We start from the raw sequence: 16,525 nt of genomic DNA on the forward strand, positions 1-16,525 counted from the left end.
GTCAGGCACCGATCTCTCGCTTGGCGGCAGCGCGCTCGACGAGCTGCCGGATGACCGCGATCGCCACGATCACGATGAACAGGAGGACCGACGCAGCCGACGCGGCACCGAGTCGGTTGTCGGTGAATCCGACGCCGGTGATGAGCTGCAGCGAGACCTGGGTGGAGATGCCCGGGCCGCCGTTCGTCATCAGGTAGACCTGGTCGAAGATCTTCAGGCTCGCGATGATCTGCAGCAGGATGACGAGGGTCGTCGTGCGGCCGAGCAGGGGGAGCGTGATCGACTTGATCTGCTGCCAGTTCGAGGCACCGTCGACGGCGGCGGCCTCGTACAGTTCGCGCGGGATCTCCTGCAGGCCGGCCAGGTAGAGCACGAAGTTGAAGCCGAGGGTCCACCACACGGTGGCGATGGCGACACCGATCATCGCCGTGTTCGGGCTGGCCAGGACACCGGCGCCCGGAGTCATCCCGAGCAGCGACTGGACGCTCGCGAAGAGACCGGTGCTCGGCGTGAAGATGAACACCCAGATGAGCGAGATCGTCGCCGACGGCAGGATGAACGGCAGGAAGAACGCCAGACGGAAGAACCACTGGCCGCGGTTCATCCGGTTCGTCAGCACGGCGAACACGAACGCCAGGATCACGAGCGGCGGGGTCGTGTACAGCGTGAACTGCAGCGTGTGCCAGAGCGAGGACCAGAAGTCGTCGCGACCGAGCATCTCCGCGTAGTTCGCGAACCCGGCGAAGCTGCCGAGCCCGGTGCGGACCGTCGAGGTGTTGAAGAAGCTCGTGACGATCATCCAGACCGTCGGACCGAGCAGGAAGGCGATGTAGAACAGGCCGAACGGGGCGAGGAACAGCCAGCCGCTGCGGCCCTGGCCGCGGGTCAGGCTGGAGCGGTACGGGCGGAGTCGTCGCGGCGCGCTCGCCGCGTCCGTCGGGCGGTCGAGGACAGGTGCTGTGGTCACGTCATCGTGCCTTTCGCAGGGTGTTCACGTCGTTCGTGGTGGTCGCAGGCCCGATCACAGCGGGCTCGGCGTGTTGAGGTAGGTCGACAACTGGGACTTGATCGCGCTCATGGCCGCGGCGGGGGAACTGCTGCCCTGCTGCACGAGGGCCAGCTGGGCGCCCACGGTGTTCTCGAACGTGGACCCGGAGCCGCCGTACCAGGCGGCGTCGTCGAACACCGCGGTCTCGGCGGCGGAGGCGTAGTTCGACTGCGGCGTCAGCTTCTTGTAGGCCGAGCTGTCGTACGTCGGCAGGTACGCCGGCACGTGGCCACCCTGTGCCCAGGTCAGGCTCTGCTCGAGCATCTGCTTGATGAACAGCATCGCCGCCTGCTTCTGCTCCGGCGTGCGGTCCTTCTTCGGCAGGATGAACGTGTGCGAGTCGGCCTGGGTCGCCGGCTTGTCGAAGAGCTGCGGGACCGGAGCCATCCCGAACTTCAGCCCCTTGATCGACTGGGCGGTGCTGATCTCCCACTCGCCCTGCATGAAGAAGCCGGCCTTGCCGGTGAACATGAGCGTCTGCGCGGTGGCGTAGTCGAGGCCCTTGTTGAGCCAGCCCTGCTTGACCCACTTCTGGGTCATGTCGGTGACCTTCGTGTAGGCGTCCTCGTTGACCGTGAGCTTGGAGCCGCCGTCGCTGATGAACGGCGTCGCACCCTCGATCTGGTTGTACATCGTCCAGAAGAAGCGCCACGGGGTCGCGACCTCACTGACGTTCGCGACGTTGAGCGCCGTGCCGCCGGTGACCTTCGAGACTGCCGCCAGGGCCTTCTCGAAGGCGTCGATCCCCGTCAGGTCCTTGAGGTTGTCGTCGCTGTCGAGCAGGCCGGCCTTCCGGCACACGTCGACGTTGTAGAACAGCACGAAGGGGTGGGTGTCGAGCGGCACGCAGATGTTCTTGCCGTCGGTCTTCTGCGCCGTCCAGGCCTTCTGGTTGAAGTCGGCGGCGCTCATACCGACGCCGGCGAGGTCCTCGGAGGTGATGGGATCGAGCAGGTCACCGTCCCACAGGGGCTTCGCCCGGGTCAGGTGGGAGATCGCGACGTCCGGCGGCTTGTTCCCGACGGTGGCGAGTGTGACCTTCGAGTAGTACGGGTTGCCCCACGCGAACGTGGTGGCCTGCAGCGCGCTCGATCCGCCGTGCTGCTTGGCGTAGCCGGCTTCCATGTCCTGCATGCGGACGCCGTCACCGCCGCCGAACAGGTTCCAGAAGACGAGGGTCTCGGGGTTGAGGGCACTGCCGGCGAGACCGGCGGCGAGGGGACTGGAGCAGGCGGCGAGCGGCAGGACCGTCGCGGCCGCTGCACCGGCGGCGAGGAAGCCCCGCCGCGAGAGGCGCGACGCAGGTGTTGCGGGTGGGATCGGCATGGCATCACTCCATCGGGATGGGCCGGGCTCGGGAACAGGGTCGGTGCTCCCGCCGGAGCATCGCTGCTCCGGACCCGGAGCACTGCTGCTCCGGACACGGAACGACCTTCCGGTGCTCCGTGAGCGCTCACATTAGCGCTCGCCCCTGTCATCCGCCACCCCTTTCGCGACGGCGTGGAACCCGGTAGCGTTTCCGTCAGGTGAGCGCTCACTTTCGTGACGGCCCGCTTCGGTTCCCGTACGCGCCCCCACCGCTCCCCGCACGAACCGCACTGCCACGATCGAAGGAGATCCATGCCCCGCACACACCTCGTCCTCGACGCCGCGTTCACCGTGGGGCCGGTGCGACGTCGCCTGTTCGGCGGGTTCGTCGAGCACCTCGGCCGCCACGTCTACGACGGCATCCACGAGCCCGCCCACGAGACCGCCGACGAGCACGGCTTCCGGGGGGACGTCGTCGAACTCGTCAAGGAACTCGGCGTCTCCGCCATCCGCTACCCCGGTGGCAACTTCGTCTCCGGCTACAAGTGGGAGGACGGTGTCGGCCCCGTCGAGCAGCGCCCCCGCCGCCTCGACCTCGCCTGGCACTCGACCGAGACGAACGAGGTCGGCCTGCACGAGTTCCAACACTGGCTCGACCGGGTCGGCTCCGAGCTCATGCTCGCCGTGAACCTCGGTACCCGCGGCACGCAGGAGGCGATCGAGCTCCTCGAGTACGCCAACATCGACGCCGGCACCGCACTGTCCGATTACCGTCGTTCCAACGGTCGCCAGGAACCCTTCGCCATCACGATGTGGTGCCTCGGCAACGAGATGGACGGCCCGTGGCAGCTCGGCCACAAGAACGCCGACGACTACGGCAAGCTCGCCGCCATGACCGCCAAGGCCATGCGACAGATCCAGCCCGACCTCGAGCTCGTCGCCTGCGGTTCCTCCGGGGCGTCGATGCCGACGTTCGGCGAGTGGGAGCGCACCGTCCTCGAGCACACCTACGACGACGTCGACTACATCTCCGCGCACGCCTACTACGAGGAGGACGACGACCTGCCGTCGTTCCTCGCCTCGGGCGTCAACATGGACCACTTCATCAAGACGGTCACCACGGCCGCCGACCACGTCCAGGCGCAGAAGAAGTCCGACAAGCGCATCGACATCTCGTTCGACGAGTGGAACGTCTGGTCGATCAAGAAGTGGGAAGCCAAGGCCAAGACCTTCACGCTCGACGAGTGGCCCGTCGCCCCGCGTCTGCTCGAGGACGTCTACACCGTCGCCGATGCCGTCGTCGTGGGTGGCCTGCTCATCTCGCTGCTCCGCCACGCGGACCGCGTCGCCTCGGCCTCGCTCGCCCAGCTCGTCAACGTGATCGGCCCGATCATGACCGAGCCCGGCGGCCCGGCCTGGCGCCAGACGACGTTCTTCCCGTTCTCGGTCACCTCGCGCCTGGCACAGGGGACGTCGCTGCAGGTCAAGGCCTCCGGCGACACCGTCGACGGTGGCAAGCACGGCGAGGTCCCGGTCGTGGACTCCGCCGCCACCGTGACCGAGGACGGCAAGGCCGCGGTCTTCCTGGTGAACCGCCACCCGTCCGAGCCGACCACGGTGACGATCGACCTCGCAGGCATCGGTGCGTCGGGCGACGTCCACGCCGAGGGTGTCTGGGACGACGACCTGCACGCCGTGAACGACCTGGAGAACACCTCGCGCGTGGGGCTGCGCACGAACGAGTCGGTCCGCCGCGAGGGCGACACCGTCACGATCGAGCTCCCGCCGGTCTCCTGGACCGCCGTCTCGATCGGCTGACAAGACGCCTCGGCGCGCGCCACGGCGGGCGTCGAGTGAGCACAGAGGACGTCGGGCGCTCGCGCCCGACGTCCTCTGCTCGTTGCGGGGGCGCGGCGCGCCGCGGGCCGCGGCCGAGTCTCGTCTGGGCGGACAGGGCGCGGCACGCGGATGGCGCAGCCTGTCCGCGGGGCCGAGTCTCGGCACGAGCGCGCCGCGTCAGCGCGCCGGCGGTGCCGCCGTGCTCGCGCGCTCGACGAGCCGCACCGGCACCAGGTCCGACGCGACGCTGACCCGCTCGCCGTCGATCTGGGCGAGCAGCGTGGCGACCGCTCGGCGGCCGACCTCGTCGAAGGACTGGTGCACGGTGGTCAGCGGCGGCCAGAACGAATCGGACTCGGGGGAGTCGTCGAACCCCACCACGCTGAGCGACGACGGCACCGGGCGTCCGGACTCGTGTGCGGCGCGCAGGACCCCGAGGGCAGTCTGGTCGTTCGCGGCGAACACCGCGGTGATCTCCGGCCGTGCGGCGATCTCGAGCCCGGCCTCGTACCCGTGCTCGGTCGTCCACCCACCGCGGAACACCGGGGGGACGGGCCGACCGGCGCGCGACAGGGTGTCCTGCCACGCGGCGAGGCGACGGGCCGCCGAGTACGACGAATCCGGACCGGCGACGTGCCAGACGGTCTCGTGGCCCAGGTCGAGCAGGTGCTGCGTGGCCTGCCGGGCGCCGTCTGCCTGGTCGGTGTCGATCGCGGGGTGGTCCGTGCTGCCCGTGGAGTCGACGATCACCATGGGGACGCCGTCGGGCAGTACGACCTCGGCGGTGTCGATGATGTGCGACTCGATGATGATCACGACGCCGTCGACGGCCTGTTCGTGCAGGCGTGAGAAGGCGGACCGGACGCCCGCCTCGGTGCGCGAGGCCATGGGCAGCAGGGTGATCGTGAAGTCGGCGACCCCGGCGGCGTCGGCGATCGCCTCGAGCGTGCGCATGTTGCCGAAGGACGCGAGCGTGAACATGATCACGCCGATGGTGCGGAAGCGGCCCGAGCGCAGGGCGCGGGCGGCACGGTTCGGCCGGTAGCCGAGGGACTCCATCGCGCGCTGGACGCGGTCGCGGGTCTCCGGGCTGACGTTGTCGAAGCCGCGGGCGACCCGCGAGACGGTCTGCATCGAGACCCCCGCGGCGTCGGCGACGGCGGCCATCGAGGGGGCGCGGCGGGTGCCGGCGGGGGACTCCATCGTCACGCTGGCGCTCCTTCCGGATCGAGGGGCCGAACGGTCGGCCTCCCCGGACGCTAGCGCATGTTGACGTTGCCATGCTATCGTCGCGACGTTCGATGTTGACGTCAACATCGGTGACCGCCCGGACCCCCTGATCCGGCCCGGGCCGAGCCGCCGACATCGACCACCCGAACGCAGCAGACGAAGGAGTCACATGAGCACGCTCGCAGCGCGCCCCGGTGAGGCAGCACCCCGCCCCACCGCCGAGCGCCCCGCCGGCCGCCGCCCCAAGCCGCGGGGACGGTTCACCGGATGGCTGTTCGTCGGCCCGTTCGTCGTCGTCCTGGTCCTGATGCTCATCGTGCCGATCGGGTACGCGCTCTGGCTCAGCCTGTTCCGCGACCAGCTCATCGGCGGCAACCAGTTCGTCTGGTTCGCCAACTACGTGCAGCTCTTCCAGGATGCCAAGTTCTGGTCCGGGCTCGGTCGGGTCGCGATCTTCCTGGTCGTCCAGGTGCCGATCATGCTCGGCCTCGCGCTCGTCGCCGCCCTGGCCCTCGACAGCGCCCGACTGTGGGGGACGAGCTTCTTCCGCATCGCGGTGTTCCTGCCCTACGCGGTCCCCGGTGTCGTCGCAGCCCTGATCTGGGGCTTCATCTACGGCAACCAGTTCGGTCTGACCGGTGCCGCGAACGACGCGCTCGGCATCGACCTGCTGCAGCCGTTCAGCCCGAGCTGGGTCCTGACGTCGATCGGCAACGTGGTCACGTGGGAGTTCCTCGGCTACAACATGCTGATCTTCTACGCCGCACTCCGCACCGTCCCCGGTGAGCTGTACGAGGCGGCGGAGCTCGACGGCGCCGGCCCGATGCGCACGGTCCTCTCGATCAAGCTCCCGGCGCTCCGCGGCCCGATGGTCATCGCCACGATCTTCTCGATCATCGGCAGCTTCCAGCTCTTCAACGAGCCGAACCTGCTCAAGACGCTCGCCCCGAACGTCATCGGCAGCGCCTTCACCCCGAACATGTACGCCTACTCGCTGTCCTTCAGCGGCCAGCAGTTCAACTACTCCGCCACGGTCGCGATCGTGATGGGCGTGATCACCGCGGTGATCGCCTACGTCGTCCAGGTCCGCGGCACCCGCGAGGAGAACCGATGAGCACCATCCAGCACCCCGCCGGGCCCGCAGCGGCCACGGTGACCGAGGCGACCACGACGCAACGCGCGCCGCGCACCCGCTCGATCCGCGCCTCCCGGCAGCTCCGCACCGCGGAAGGCGGACGCAAGCCGAAGCGTTCCGGCCTGCTGACCGCGGTCATGGTCGTCTTCGTCGTGTACTCGTTCGCGCCGCTGTTCTACCTGCTCGTGAACAGTACGAAGACGCAGTCGTCGCTGCTCTCCACCTTCGGTCTGTGGTTCGGCGGGGACTTCAACCTCTGGCAGAACATCGTCGACACGGTGACGTACAACGACGGCATCTTCCTGCAGTGGTTCGGCAACACGCTGCTCTACGTGGTCGTCGGCGCCGGCGGGGCCACCCTGCTCGCCACGGTGGCGGGCTACGGCATGGCGAAGTTCCAGTTCCCGGGGCGCCGTGCGGTCTTCGCCGTCGTCCTCGGCGCCATCGCGGTCCCCGGCACGGCACTGGCCGTCCCGACCTTCCTGCTCTTCTCGCAGGTGGGCCTGACGAACACCCCGTGGTCGATCATCCTGCCCTCACTGATCAGCCCGTTCGGCATGTACCTGATCTGGACCTACGCGGTCGACGCGATCCCCGCCGAATTGCTCGAGGCCGCCCGCATGGACGGTGCCGGCGAGTTCCGGATCTTCTTCACCATCGCGCTCCGCCTGCTCGCTCCCGGTGTCGTCACGGTCCTGCTGTTCGCCGTCGTCGCGACCTGGAACAACTACTTCCTGCCGCTCATCATGCTGAGCGACCCGAAGTGGTACCCACTGACGGTCGGCCTGAACCAGTGGAACGCGCAGGCCACCGGGTCCGGCGCGCAGCCGATCTACAACCTCGTCGTCACGGGATCGCTCCTCACGATCATCCCGATCGTGGTCGCGTTCCTCTTCCTCCAGCGCTTCTGGCAGTCCGGCCTCGCAGCCGGGTCGGTCAAGGCCTGACCCCTCGGACACCAGGCGCACGGCGACCCCGCCACGCGCCGCCCGGTCCGGCACACAGCAGCACCACCCCCTCCACGAAGAAGTGAAAGGCACTCCCATGAACAAGCGTCTCCGGCGCGGGCTCAGCGCCCTCGCCATCGGCGTCACCGCCGCGATCGCCCTCGCCGCGTGCGCCTCCGGCAGCTCCGGCTCCGGCGGTTCGGCCGACGACATCGACAAGGCCCTGAAGGACGGTGGCACCCTGACCTACTGGTCGTGGACCCCGTCGGCGAAGGCCCAGGTCGCCGCGTTCGAGAAGCAGTACCCGAAGGTGAAGGTCAAGCTCGTCAACGCCGGCACCGGCGCCGACCAGTACACCAAGCTGCAGAACACGATCAAGGCCGGCTCGGGTGCCCCCGACGTCGCCCAGGTCGAGTACTACGCCCTGCCGCAGTTCGCCCTGTCCGAGTCGCTCCTCGACCTGTCGAGCTACGGCTTCGACTCGCTCGAGAAGGACTTCGCGAAGAGCACCTGGAGCTCGGTGTCGATCGACGGCAAGGTCTACGGCCTGCCGCAGGACTCCGGCCCCATGGCGCTGTTCTACAACAAGAAGGTCTTCGACAAGCACGACATCGCCGTGCCGAAGACGTGGGACGAGTACGTCACCGCGGCCAAGAAGCTGCACCAGGCCGACCCGAAGGCGTACATCGCCGCGGACTCCGGCGACGCCGGCTTCACCACGAGCATGATCGCCCAGGCCGGCGGCACCCCCTTCACCACCGACGGTGACAAGGTGACCATCAACCTGCAGGACGCGGGCTCGAAGAAGTGGACGAGCACCTGGAACGAGCTCGTCGAGCAGGGCCTGCTGTCGAAGACGGTCGGTTGGACCGACGACTGGTACAAGCAGCTCGGCAACGGCGAGATCGCCACGCTGATCACCGGCGCCTGGATGCCCGGCAACCTGGAGTCCGGCGTCGCCCAGGCCTCGGGTGACTGGCGTGTCGCCCCGATGCCGACCTACGACGGTGGCACCGCCCAGACCGCGAACAACGGCGGCAGCGCCGAGGTCGTCATGAAGCAGTCGAAGAACCCGGCACTCGCCGCGGGCTTCCTCAAGTGGCTGAACTCCTCGAAGGAGTCCACGAAGGTCTTCATGGAGTCCGGCGGCTTCCCGTCGACCACCGCTGACCTGGACTCGTCGGCCTTCCTCGACGAGAAGCCGTCCTACTTCGGCGGCCAGCAGATCAACAAGGTGCTCGTCGACGCGTCGAAGTCCTCGGACAACGACTTCACGTACCTGCCGTACCAGGTGTACGCGAACAGCGTCTACGCCGACACCGTCGGCCAGGCGTACGAGAACGGCACCTCGCTCGACGCCGGACTGCAGGCCTGGCAGAAGGCCCTCGCCAAGTACGGCAAGGACCAGGGCTTCACGGTCTCGACCAAGTAGTTCCCGGTATCCCCGCGGGGCCGTGCGGACACGTCCGCACGGCCCCGCTCCACGCCCGGCTCCGGCCGGCCATGAGAAGGTCACACCATGCGCTTCGCCATCGGCGACACCGACTTCCTGCTCGACGGCGAGCCGCACCGGGTCCTGTCCGGCGCGATCCACTACTTCCGCGTGCACCCCGACCTGTGGGCCGACCGGATCCGCAAGGCCAAGCTGATGGGCCTCAACACCATCGAGACCTACGTGGCGTGGAACGCGCACGCGCCGTCGCCGGGGGAGTTCGACCTGTCCGGAGGCCTGGACCTCGGCCGCTTCCTCGACCTCGTCGCGGCCGAGGGCATGCACGCCATCGTCCGCCCCGGCCCCTACATCTGCGCCGAGTGGACCAACGGCGGGCTGCCGTACTGGCTCTTCGCCGACGGCTCCGTGGGGGTCCGCCGAAACGAGCCCGGGTTCCTCGCAGCGGTCGAGACGTACCTGCAGCACCTGGCCCCCGTGCTGGTCCCGCGGCAGATCGACCAGGGCGGGCCCATCGTCCTGGTGCAGGTCGAGAACGAGTACGGCGCCTACGGCTCCGACCCCGAGTACCTGCGCGCGCTGGAGCAGATGCACCGCGACATCGGGCTGACCGTCCCCTTCACGAGCGTCGACCAGCCGATGGGCACCATGCTCGAGGACGGCTCGCTGCCCTCACTGCACAAGACCGGTTCGTTCGGCTCCCGCTCCGCCGCCCGGCTCGAGCGCCTGCGGCAGGCCCAGCCCACCGGCCCCCTGATGTGCTCGGAGTTCTGGGACGGCTGGTTCGACAGCTGGGGCGAGCACCACCACACCACGCCGGCGTCCGCCAGTGCCGAGGACCTGGACGTCCTGCTCGCCGCCGGCGGCTCGGTGAACATCTACATGTTCCACGGCGGCACGAACTTCGGCTTCACGAACGGCGCGAACGACAAGGGCGTCTACCGTCCGATCGCGACGTCGTACGACTACGACGCCCCGCTCGACGAGGCCGGCCGACCGACGTCGAAGTTCCACGCGTTCCGCTCGGTGATCGCGCGCTACGCGCCCGTGCCGCCGCTGCCCGCAGCGATGGAGCCGGGTGGGTCGGGTCGCCTCGGTCCCGTGGCCGCGTCCGGCGACGGCCTGGAGGCCCGGATCGCCCCCGCCACGGACCTCGCCGTCCGGCTGGACCGCGTCGCCTCGCTCCGTTCCCTGCTGCCCACGCTCACGACGTGGTCCGCGCACGACGAGCCGCCGACCTTCGACGCCCTCGGAGCCGCGAGCGGCTTCGTCGTCTACCGCGCCGAGGCCGACCTGCCCGCCGGAGGGGTGCTGACCGTCGGCACCGAGGTGCGTGACCGTGCGATCGTGTCGGCCGACGGTGTCGTCGTCGGGGTCCTGGAGCGCGAGCACCACGACCGGGCCATCACCCTGCCGCCGGTGACCGGCCCGCTCGAACTCCTCGTCGAGGACCAGGGCCGGGTCGACTACGGCGTCCGCATCGGTGAGCCGAAGGGCTTGATCGGGGGCGTCTCGATCGACGGCGTCCCGGTGGCCCGCTGGACGGCGTCCCCGCTCGCACTCGACCCGATCGCGCCGGCAGCCGTCACCGCACTGGCCGAGGTCGCTGCCTCCGGCGGGGACGTGCTCGCGGGGCCGACGTTCGCCGCGGGGTCGTTCGACCTCGACACCGTCGACGACCGGTACCTGTCGCTCGACGGGTTCCGCAAGGGAGTCGCCTGGGTCAACGGGTTCTGCCTCGGTCGGTACTGGTCGCGAGGCCCGCAGCGGACCCTGGCGATCCCGGGCCCGGTGCTCCGCCACGGTCGCAACGAGCTCGTCGTGCTCGAGCTGCACGCCGCCGCGTCCCGCACCGCGTGCCTGCTCGTCGAGCCCGACCTGGGCCACACCGAGGCGTAGCCGCGCGGCCGCCCTGGTCAGATCGGGCGTACCTGGTCGAATCGGGCGTACCCGGTCGGAAGTTCCGACCAGGTACGCCCGATTCCGCTTTCCAGCGCGGGCGTCATGGGAAGGATCAGTCGCTGTCGAGGGCGTCCAGGTCTGCCAGGGCCCGCTCGGCGTCGGCGATCCGGTCGGCCTCGGGGCGACTCCACCACTCGGGGCCGCGCTCGCCCAGGCCGTGCTTGGCCAGGCCGTTCCGGTGCCGCGCCGCCGCCAGGGCCTCGTCGTCGCCTGCGCGCTTCGCGGTCTTCACGGCGTTGCGCCCGCGCCCCAGGTGGGAGCGGAGTGCGGCGGCGAGTTCCTCGGGCAGGGCGGGGTCGGTGCGGCGCCAGCGTCGGCCGTCCACGACGAAGAAGTGGTCGTCGGGTTCGGCGGTCATGGTCCGAGTCTGCTCCGTCGGTGGTGCCGGGTAGACAGGAGCCGATGAGCCACGAACGCGTCCGCCCGATGCTCGACGTCCGACGCATCTACGCCGAGCCGGCCGCCCTCGAACTCCAGCGCGGGCAGGAGATCGTCGGGCGCTGGCCGGACGCCGAGATCGTCCCGGTCGAGTCGCACTGGAACATCCCCGAGGTGCACGGCGACGAACGGAACGTCCAGCGCTGGGTGCGGATCAAGACCGAGGCGCTCGTGCTCGGCGTGAAGAAGTCGTTGGTGACCCGGCCGAATGGTCGCTCCGCCGACTTCATCGCACCGTCCACCGCGAACGGCTGCGCGATGGCGTGCGCCTACTGCTACGTGCCGCGGCGCAAGGGCTACAGCAACCCGGTCACCGTGTTCGCAAACATCGACCAGATCACCAAGCACGTGGCGCGGAACATCGCCAAGCAGGGGCCGAAGACCGAACCGAACCAGTGCGACCCGGAGTCCTGGGTCTACGACATCGGCGAGAACAGCGACTGCTCGGTCGACGCGATGATCAGCGACAACGTCCGCGACCTCTGTGACCTGTTCCGGATGACGCCGACGGCCAAGGCCTCGTTCGCCACGAAGTACGTCAACCGCGACCTGCTCGACTGGGACCCGATGGGCCGGACCCGGATCCGCTTCTCACTGATGCCGCACGAGACCGCGAAGGTCACCGACATCCGCACGAGCCCGATCGCCGAGCGCATCGCCGCGGTGAACGACTTCGTCGACGCCGGCTACGAGGTCCACCTGAACTTCTCGCCGGTCATCCTCACGCCGACGTGGGAGTCGGACTGGGCCGAGCTGCTCCGGCAGGTCGACGACGTGCTGTCCCCGGCCGCCAAGGCGCAGCTCGCGGCCGAGGTGATCTTCCTGACCCACAACCAGCCCCTGCACGAGGTCAACCTCGGGTGGCACCCCCAGGCCGAGGAGCTGCTGTGGCGTCCGGACCTGCAGGAGCAGAAGGTGTCCCAGAACGGTGCCGTGAACGTGCGCTACCGGTCCGGCATGAAGGGGCAGCTCGTCGAGCGCTTCCGCGAACTCGTGGCCGAGCACCTGCCGTCGTGCCGGATCCGGTACGCCTTCTGACCGGCCCCCGACCGATCAGGGGATGAGGCGGTCGGCCCGGTACCGGGCGAACAGGTCCGCGAAGGCCTGCTCGGTCCGCCGGAACGCCGTGAACCCGGCGTCGCGGCTCTTCCCCATGTCGGTGACGACCTCCATCGCACGACCGAGGTCGGCGTCGGTGTGCCACCACGAGGCGAGCCGGGTGATGTCGGCCTCGGCGAGACCGTGGCGCTCGGCGATGCCGGCCCACTCGGACTCGTACGGCGCCATCTGCTCCTCGAGCGGTCGCGGAGCGTCCTCGTAGCCCACGACGCGCGCGGGGTCGACACCGAGGTGCGCGGCCAGGCGCGGCCACATCCAGCGCCACCGGAAGACGTCACCGTTGACGATGTTGAACGACTCGTCGGCACCCTCGGGTGACGTCGAGGCCCACACCATGTGCTCCGCGAGGATGCCGGCGTCGGTCATGTCCGTCAGGCCGTTCCACTGTGCCTCGCTGCCCGGGAACACGAAGTCCAGGTCGAGTTCCTTCGCCAGCGTGGCCTGCACGGCGAGTGTGAGGCCCATGTTCATGGCGTTGCCGACCGCGTGCCCGATCACGGTGTGCGAGCGGTGCACGGACCAGGTGAACCCCTGGCGTTCGGCGGCTGCGAAGAGCTCGTCCTCTTGCGCGTAGTAGAAGTTCGGGGTGTCGAGGCGCGGTTCCTCCTCGTGGAAGGGGGTGTCGGGCATCTCGCCGGCGGCGTACGCCTCGAACGGGCCGAGGTAGTGCTTCAGGCCGGTGACCAGGGCGACGTGCTCGAGCGGAGCGTGCGACAGCGCCGCGAGCAGGTCGCGGACCATGCCGCCGTTCACGCGGATGTTCTCCGCCTCGGTGTCCTGCCGCTGCCAGGCGGTGAAGAAGACGTGGGTCGGGTGCTCGTCGGCGAGTGCGGCCGCCAGGCTCTCGGGGTCGCGCAGGTCGGCCGCGACGGTCCGGACGCCCTGTTCAGCGAGCGGTCGGCGGGAGAGCGCCGTCACGTCCCAGCCGAGGTCGAGCAGGTGGCGCACCAGGGCGGAACCGGTGATGCCACTGGCTCCGACGACCAGGGCTTCGCGGCGGGCAGAGGTCTGTTCGGTCGATCCGGTTGCAGTCATCCTTCGATGCAACCGACGTTGGACGACACGTGTTCCCTCCTCACGTACCGTCGCGCGCTGAGTGTGCACAAAAACGCCCCATGTGTACCGCTGATCGGTACACTTCTTGCGGAGGCATCGACATGCAACTCGTGAAACCACTCGCCACACTGCTGGGGGCCACGCAGGCTGACGCGCTCCGCGTCCTCGCCCGGACCGATTCCGGCATGACCGGACGCCAGGTGGCGCGGGTCGCGGGCGCTGCGCAGCACACCGGCATCAAACGCGCGCTCGACAAGCTCGAGGCAGCAGGGCTCGTGCAGGTCGAGCGTGGTCTCCAGCACTCCGCCTACCGGGTCAACCGGGAACACCTGCTCTGGCCAGCGGTGGAACTCGGCCTCGAAGCAGGCGACGAACTCGAACGTCGGATCGGCGCCTACGTCGAGTCGGCGGAGGCCGGGGTCCTCTCGGTCTCGATCTTCGGGTCAGTCGCCCGGGGCACCGCGACGCCGGCGTCCGACCTGGACCTCCTCGTCGTCTTCGAGCAGACCGTCGACACCGACGTCGTCGTCCGCCTCGGTGACCTCGTCCGGCGGTGGACCGGCAACGAGTGCCAGGTGTTCGACGTGACCCGCGCTGATCTCCGTCGGTTCGTGGCCGAGGGAGACCCGCTCGTCGGGTCGTGGCGAGAAGAAGCCCGAACAGTCTTCGGCGAGGAGATCAGGACGTACATCTGATGGGCGCCCGCGTGCGCGCCGTCGACAGGGCCGCAGTCGCGATGCGCCGAGACGAAGCGCAGTCCTACCTCGAGGTCGCGCTCCTCTACGTCGAGTCGACGAGTCACGCGGACTGGAAGGCCGCCGGTGCGAACGCTGTGCTCGGCGGGATCGCGGCGTCGGACGCTCTTTGCGGTGCGATCCTCGGCTACCACCACCTCGGTGACGACCACGCTGCCGCTCGTCGGCTGCTCGACCAGGCCTGCGCACCGGACACGCGACCCGGCCTGCACTTCAAGCGTCTGACCGATGAGAAGACGAACTTCCAGTACTCGACGTCGCGCGTGACCCAGGAGAAGACACGGGCGCTGGTGACCGCGCTCGAACGGCTCATCCGCACGGTTCACGAGCGCACCTGAAACAGGCGCGCCGCGACCCGGATCACCGCGGACGGCGGATGCGGATCGGTCCCTTGGCGGTCGACGGGTCGACGACGGACCCGCCCTGGGTGATCTCGACCTCGCCGCGCGCGACCATGCGCCGGGCGGCTCGCCGTGCCGGCTCCATCAGCGGTCGCCAGTCGTCCGGGTCCAGCGAGCGTGCGACCTCGGACGGGCAGATGCTCGAGGTCCGTGCCCGGGCTGCGAGCAGTTCGTCGATGCGCTGCTCGAGGGCCCGGTCGGTGTCGTCGAGACCGTGCCGGCGACAGGCGCCCGAGCACCACTTCGCCTCCGGTGCCGCCGAGGACGGCATCCGCCGACCGCACGAGGCGCAGGTCCGCTCGGCGTGCGCCGACTCCGACGCCGAAGCATCGGCTTCCGTCCTGATCGCCCGTCCCATCACCCCATCCTCGTCCTGCCGTCCGCGGGGGTACACAGCGACCACGCACCCGGCCCAGGTGCACCTGGCAGCATCGGAGCGGTGAACCCCGACACCGCCCCCACCCGTCCGTCCGAGCCCGCCTGGGCCCAGCACGTGATGTGGTGGCACGTCTACCCGCTCGGCTTCGTCGGCGCCGAGGTCCGTCCGACCACGCCGGTGGGGGAGCGTCCGCTCGAACACCGCCTCGACCGCCTGACCGGGTGGCTCGACCACGTCGTCGACCTCGGTCTGAACGGCCTGTTGCTCGGCCCGGTGTTCGCGAGCTCGACCCACGGGTACGACACGGTCGACCACTTCCGGATCGACCCGCGCCTGGGCGACGACGCCGACTTCGACCGTCTGGTCACCGCGGCGCACGAGCGTGGCGTGCGGGTCCTGCTGGACGGGGTGTTCAACCACGTCGGCCGTGAGCACCCGGCCTTCACCGCGTTGTCGGAACAGGGCCCCGAGGCACCGACCGCCGACCTGTTCGCCATCGACTGGTCCGGCTGGCAGCCGGGACGGCCCGTGCCCGTCGGGCTGTTCGAGGGGCACGACATCCTCGTCGCGCTCGACCACGACAGCCGCGCCACCGAGGACCTCGTGGTGCAGGTCATGACGCACTGGTTGGAGCGGGGGATCGACGGCTGGCGGCTCGACGCGGCGTACGCGGTGCCGCCGGCGTTCTGGGCACGGGTGCTGCCACGGGTGCGGGAGCGGTTCCCGGACGCCTGGTTCAGCGGTGAGGTCATCCACGGCGACGCGGCGGCGATCGCACGCGACTCGACGATGGACTCGCTCACCCAGTACGAGCTGTGGCAGGGGATCTGGCACGGCATCGCGGACGGCAACGGCCACGAGCTCGCGCACGCGATCGAGCGGCACGACGCCCTGCTCGTCACCTTCGCCCCGACCACGTTCGTCGGCAACCACGACGTGACCCGGATCGCGAGCGCGGTGGGGGAGCGGTTCGCCGGGCACGCCGCCGCGGTGCTGTTCACGGTCGCGGGGACGCCGGTGGTCTACGCCGGTGACGAGTACGGCTGGACCGGTGTGAAGGAGGAACGCGAGGGCGGCGACGATGCTGTCCGCCCGGTGTTCCCGGCCGAGGTGCCCGCGCCGACGGACCTGACGCACGCGTACGAGGCGCTCATCGCCCTGCGCCGCCGGAACCCGTGGCTGCACCGGGCACACACCGACGTCGTGCACCTGACCAACACCGCCGTGGTGCTGCGGACCGCGACGGCGGACGCTGCCGTGGTGACCGCCCTGAACCTGGCGGACGATCCCGTCGAGGTGCCCGTGGCCGACGCGACGCAGGTCGAGGCGGGCGGGGCCGATGTCGGGGACGGGACCCTGCGCCTCCCGGCCGGGGGGTGGGCCGTCCTGTCGCGTTCGTGAGCAGAAACGGTCGGGTCCCCATCGAGGACCCGACCGTTTCTGCGCACCAAGCGAACG

Annotated in this window: 15 protein-coding genes; 9 read left to right on the forward strand and 6 right to left on the reverse strand. The window is 69.7% G+C overall.

Annotation, left to right across the window (positions count from 1 at the left end):
* Nucleotide 1 precedes the first annotated feature (1 nt).
* Nucleotides 2-967 carry a carbohydrate ABC transporter permease gene (locus ASF75_RS07850; RefSeq protein ID WP_017888374.1) on the reverse strand — a complete coding sequence of 322 codons (966 nt, stop codon included), beginning with the start codon at nucleotides 965-967 and terminating at the stop codon, nucleotides 2-4.
* A 54-nt stretch (nucleotides 968-1,021) separates the two neighbouring features.
* Complete coding sequence (locus ASF75_RS07855; protein ID WP_042540360.1) at nucleotides 1,022-2,374, reverse strand: extracellular solute-binding protein; 1,353 nt, start codon at nucleotides 2,372-2,374, stop codon at nucleotides 1,022-1,024.
* Between the two features lie 294 nt (nucleotides 2,375-2,668).
* Between ASF75_RS07855 and ASF75_RS07860 the strand changes: the two genes are divergently transcribed.
* The gene (locus ASF75_RS07860; protein WP_056070329.1) at nucleotides 2,669-4,174 is read left to right on the forward strand and encodes an alpha-N-arabinofuranosidase; all 1,506 of its coding nucleotides are present in this window, start codon (nucleotides 2,669-2,671) and stop codon (nucleotides 4,172-4,174) included.
* A gap of 198 nt (nucleotides 4,175-4,372) precedes the next feature.
* Here the strand turns inward: ASF75_RS07860 and ASF75_RS07865 are convergent, their stop codons facing one another.
* Nucleotides 4,373-5,398 (reverse strand): LacI family DNA-binding transcriptional regulator, encoded by a 1,026-nt coding sequence (locus tag ASF75_RS07865; RefSeq protein ID WP_031260382.1) that lies wholly within the window; start codon nucleotides 5,396-5,398, stop codon nucleotides 4,373-4,375.
* Between the two features lie 196 nt (nucleotides 5,399-5,594).
* Here ASF75_RS07865 and ASF75_RS07870 point away from each other — a divergent pair, with 196 nt between their 5' ends.
* The 4 genes from ASF75_RS07870 (at nucleotide 5,595) to ASF75_RS07885 (ending at nucleotide 10,856) form a co-directional block, all read left to right on the forward strand.
* Complete coding sequence (locus tag ASF75_RS07870; RefSeq protein ID WP_017888378.1) at nucleotides 5,595-6,539, forward strand: carbohydrate ABC transporter permease; 945 nt, start codon at nucleotides 5,595-5,597, stop codon at nucleotides 6,537-6,539.
* Nucleotides 6,536-7,507 carry a carbohydrate ABC transporter permease gene (locus ASF75_RS07875; RefSeq protein WP_017888379.1) on the forward strand — a complete coding sequence of 324 codons (972 nt, stop codon included), beginning with the start codon at nucleotides 6,536-6,538 and terminating at the stop codon, nucleotides 7,505-7,507. The genes ASF75_RS07870 and ASF75_RS07875 overlap by 4 nt, the downstream gene beginning before the upstream one ends.
* Before the next feature lie 97 nt (nucleotides 7,508-7,604).
* Nucleotides 7,605-8,939 (forward strand): ABC transporter substrate-binding protein, encoded by a 1,335-nt coding sequence (locus ASF75_RS07880; RefSeq protein WP_017888380.1) that lies wholly within the window; start codon nucleotides 7,605-7,607, stop codon nucleotides 8,937-8,939.
* An 87-nt stretch (nucleotides 8,940-9,026) separates the two neighbouring features.
* Nucleotides 9,027-10,856, forward strand: a complete 1,830-nt coding sequence (locus ASF75_RS07885) for a glycoside hydrolase family 35 protein (RefSeq protein ID WP_056070331.1) — start codon at nucleotides 9,027-9,029, stop codon at nucleotides 10,854-10,856.
* 115 nt (nucleotides 10,857-10,971) lie between these two features.
* Here ASF75_RS07885 and ASF75_RS07890 read toward each other — a convergent pair whose 3' ends face one another.
* Complete coding sequence (locus ASF75_RS07890) at nucleotides 10,972-11,277, reverse strand: hypothetical protein (protein ID WP_056070334.1); 306 nt, start codon at nucleotides 11,275-11,277, stop codon at nucleotides 10,972-10,974.
* Between the two features lie 44 nt (nucleotides 11,278-11,321).
* Here ASF75_RS07890 and ASF75_RS07895 point away from each other — a divergent pair, with 44 nt between their 5' ends.
* Nucleotides 11,322-12,395 carry a spore photoproduct lyase family protein gene (locus ASF75_RS07895; protein ID WP_056070337.1) on the forward strand — a complete coding sequence of 358 codons (1,074 nt, stop codon included), beginning with the start codon at nucleotides 11,322-11,324 and terminating at the stop codon, nucleotides 12,393-12,395.
* Nucleotides 12,396-12,410: 15 nt separating this feature from the next.
* On the opposite strand, the gene ASF75_RS07900 is transcribed toward ASF75_RS07895, so the two are convergent.
* The gene (locus tag ASF75_RS07900; RefSeq protein WP_042540354.1) at nucleotides 12,411-13,511 is read right to left on the reverse strand and encodes an SDR family oxidoreductase; all 1,101 of its coding nucleotides are present in this window, start codon (nucleotides 13,509-13,511) and stop codon (nucleotides 12,411-12,413) included.
* Between the two features lie 122 nt (nucleotides 13,512-13,633).
* Between ASF75_RS07900 and ASF75_RS07905 the strand changes: the two genes are divergently transcribed.
* On the forward strand, nucleotides 13,634-14,227 hold the full coding sequence (locus ASF75_RS07905) for a nucleotidyltransferase domain-containing protein (protein WP_052481899.1): 594 nt from the start codon (nucleotides 13,634-13,636) through the stop codon (nucleotides 14,225-14,227).
* A 41-nt stretch (nucleotides 14,228-14,268) separates the two neighbouring features.
* A complete protein-coding gene (locus ASF75_RS07910) occupies nucleotides 14,269-14,625 on the forward strand; it encodes a hypothetical protein (protein WP_235517584.1) in 357 nt (118 codons plus the stop codon).
* Between the two features lie 22 nt (nucleotides 14,626-14,647).
* On the opposite strand, the gene ASF75_RS07915 is transcribed toward ASF75_RS07910, so the two are convergent.
* On the reverse strand, nucleotides 14,648-15,046 hold the full coding sequence (locus tag ASF75_RS07915) for a DUF3253 domain-containing protein (protein WP_017888385.1): 399 nt from the start codon (nucleotides 15,044-15,046) through the stop codon (nucleotides 14,648-14,650).
* Nucleotides 15,047-15,127: 81 nt separating this feature from the next.
* Here ASF75_RS07915 and ASF75_RS07920 point away from each other — a divergent pair, with 81 nt between their 5' ends.
* Nucleotides 15,128-16,468 (forward strand): alpha-amylase family glycosyl hydrolase, encoded by a 1,341-nt coding sequence (locus ASF75_RS07920; protein ID WP_082509551.1) that lies wholly within the window; start codon nucleotides 15,128-15,130, stop codon nucleotides 16,466-16,468.
* The last annotated feature ends 57 nt before the right edge of the window (nucleotides 16,469-16,525 follow it).

The organism is Curtobacterium sp. Leaf154, assembly GCF_001424595.1.
Classification (GTDB): domain Bacteria; phylum Actinomycetota; class Actinomycetes; order Actinomycetales; family Microbacteriaceae; genus Curtobacterium; species Curtobacterium poinsettiae.

Coding starts and splice junctions, on each gene's coding strand:
- ASF75_RS07890 (WP_056070334.1), bottom strand. CDS start 11,277: ATGACCGCCGAACCCGACGACCACTTCTTCGTCGTGGACGGCCGACGC.
- ASF75_RS07910 (WP_235517584.1), top strand. CDS start 14,269: ATGCGCCGAGACGAAGCGCAGTCCTACCTCGAGGTCGCGCTCCTCTAC.
- ASF75_RS07860 (WP_056070329.1), top strand. CDS start 2,669: ATGCCCCGCACACACCTCGTCCTCGACGCCGCGTTCACCGTGGGGCCG.
- ASF75_RS07855 (WP_042540360.1), bottom strand. CDS start 2,374: ATGCCGATCCCACCCGCAACACCTGCGTCGCGCCTCTCGCGGCGGGGC.
- ASF75_RS07880 (WP_017888380.1), top strand. CDS start 7,605: ATGAACAAGCGTCTCCGGCGCGGGCTCAGCGCCCTCGCCATCGGCGTC.
- ASF75_RS07915 (WP_017888385.1), bottom strand. CDS start 15,046: ATGGGACGGGCGATCAGGACGGAAGCCGATGCTTCGGCGTCGGAGTCG.
- ASF75_RS07870 (WP_017888378.1), top strand. CDS start 5,595: ATGAGCACGCTCGCAGCGCGCCCCGGTGAGGCAGCACCCCGCCCCACC.
- ASF75_RS07865 (WP_031260382.1), bottom strand. CDS start 5,398: ATGGAGTCCCCCGCCGGCACCCGCCGCGCCCCCTCGATGGCCGCCGTC.
- ASF75_RS07875 (WP_017888379.1), top strand. CDS start 6,536: ATGAGCACCATCCAGCACCCCGCCGGGCCCGCAGCGGCCACGGTGACC.
- ASF75_RS07905 (WP_052481899.1), top strand. CDS start 13,634: ATGCAACTCGTGAAACCACTCGCCACACTGCTGGGGGCCACGCAGGCT.
- ASF75_RS07885 (WP_056070331.1), top strand. CDS start 9,027: ATGCGCTTCGCCATCGGCGACACCGACTTCCTGCTCGACGGCGAGCCG.
- ASF75_RS07900 (WP_042540354.1), bottom strand. CDS start 13,511: ATGACTGCAACCGGATCGACCGAACAGACCTCTGCCCGCCGCGAAGCC.
- ASF75_RS07895 (WP_056070337.1), top strand. CDS start 11,322: ATGAGCCACGAACGCGTCCGCCCGATGCTCGACGTCCGACGCATCTAC.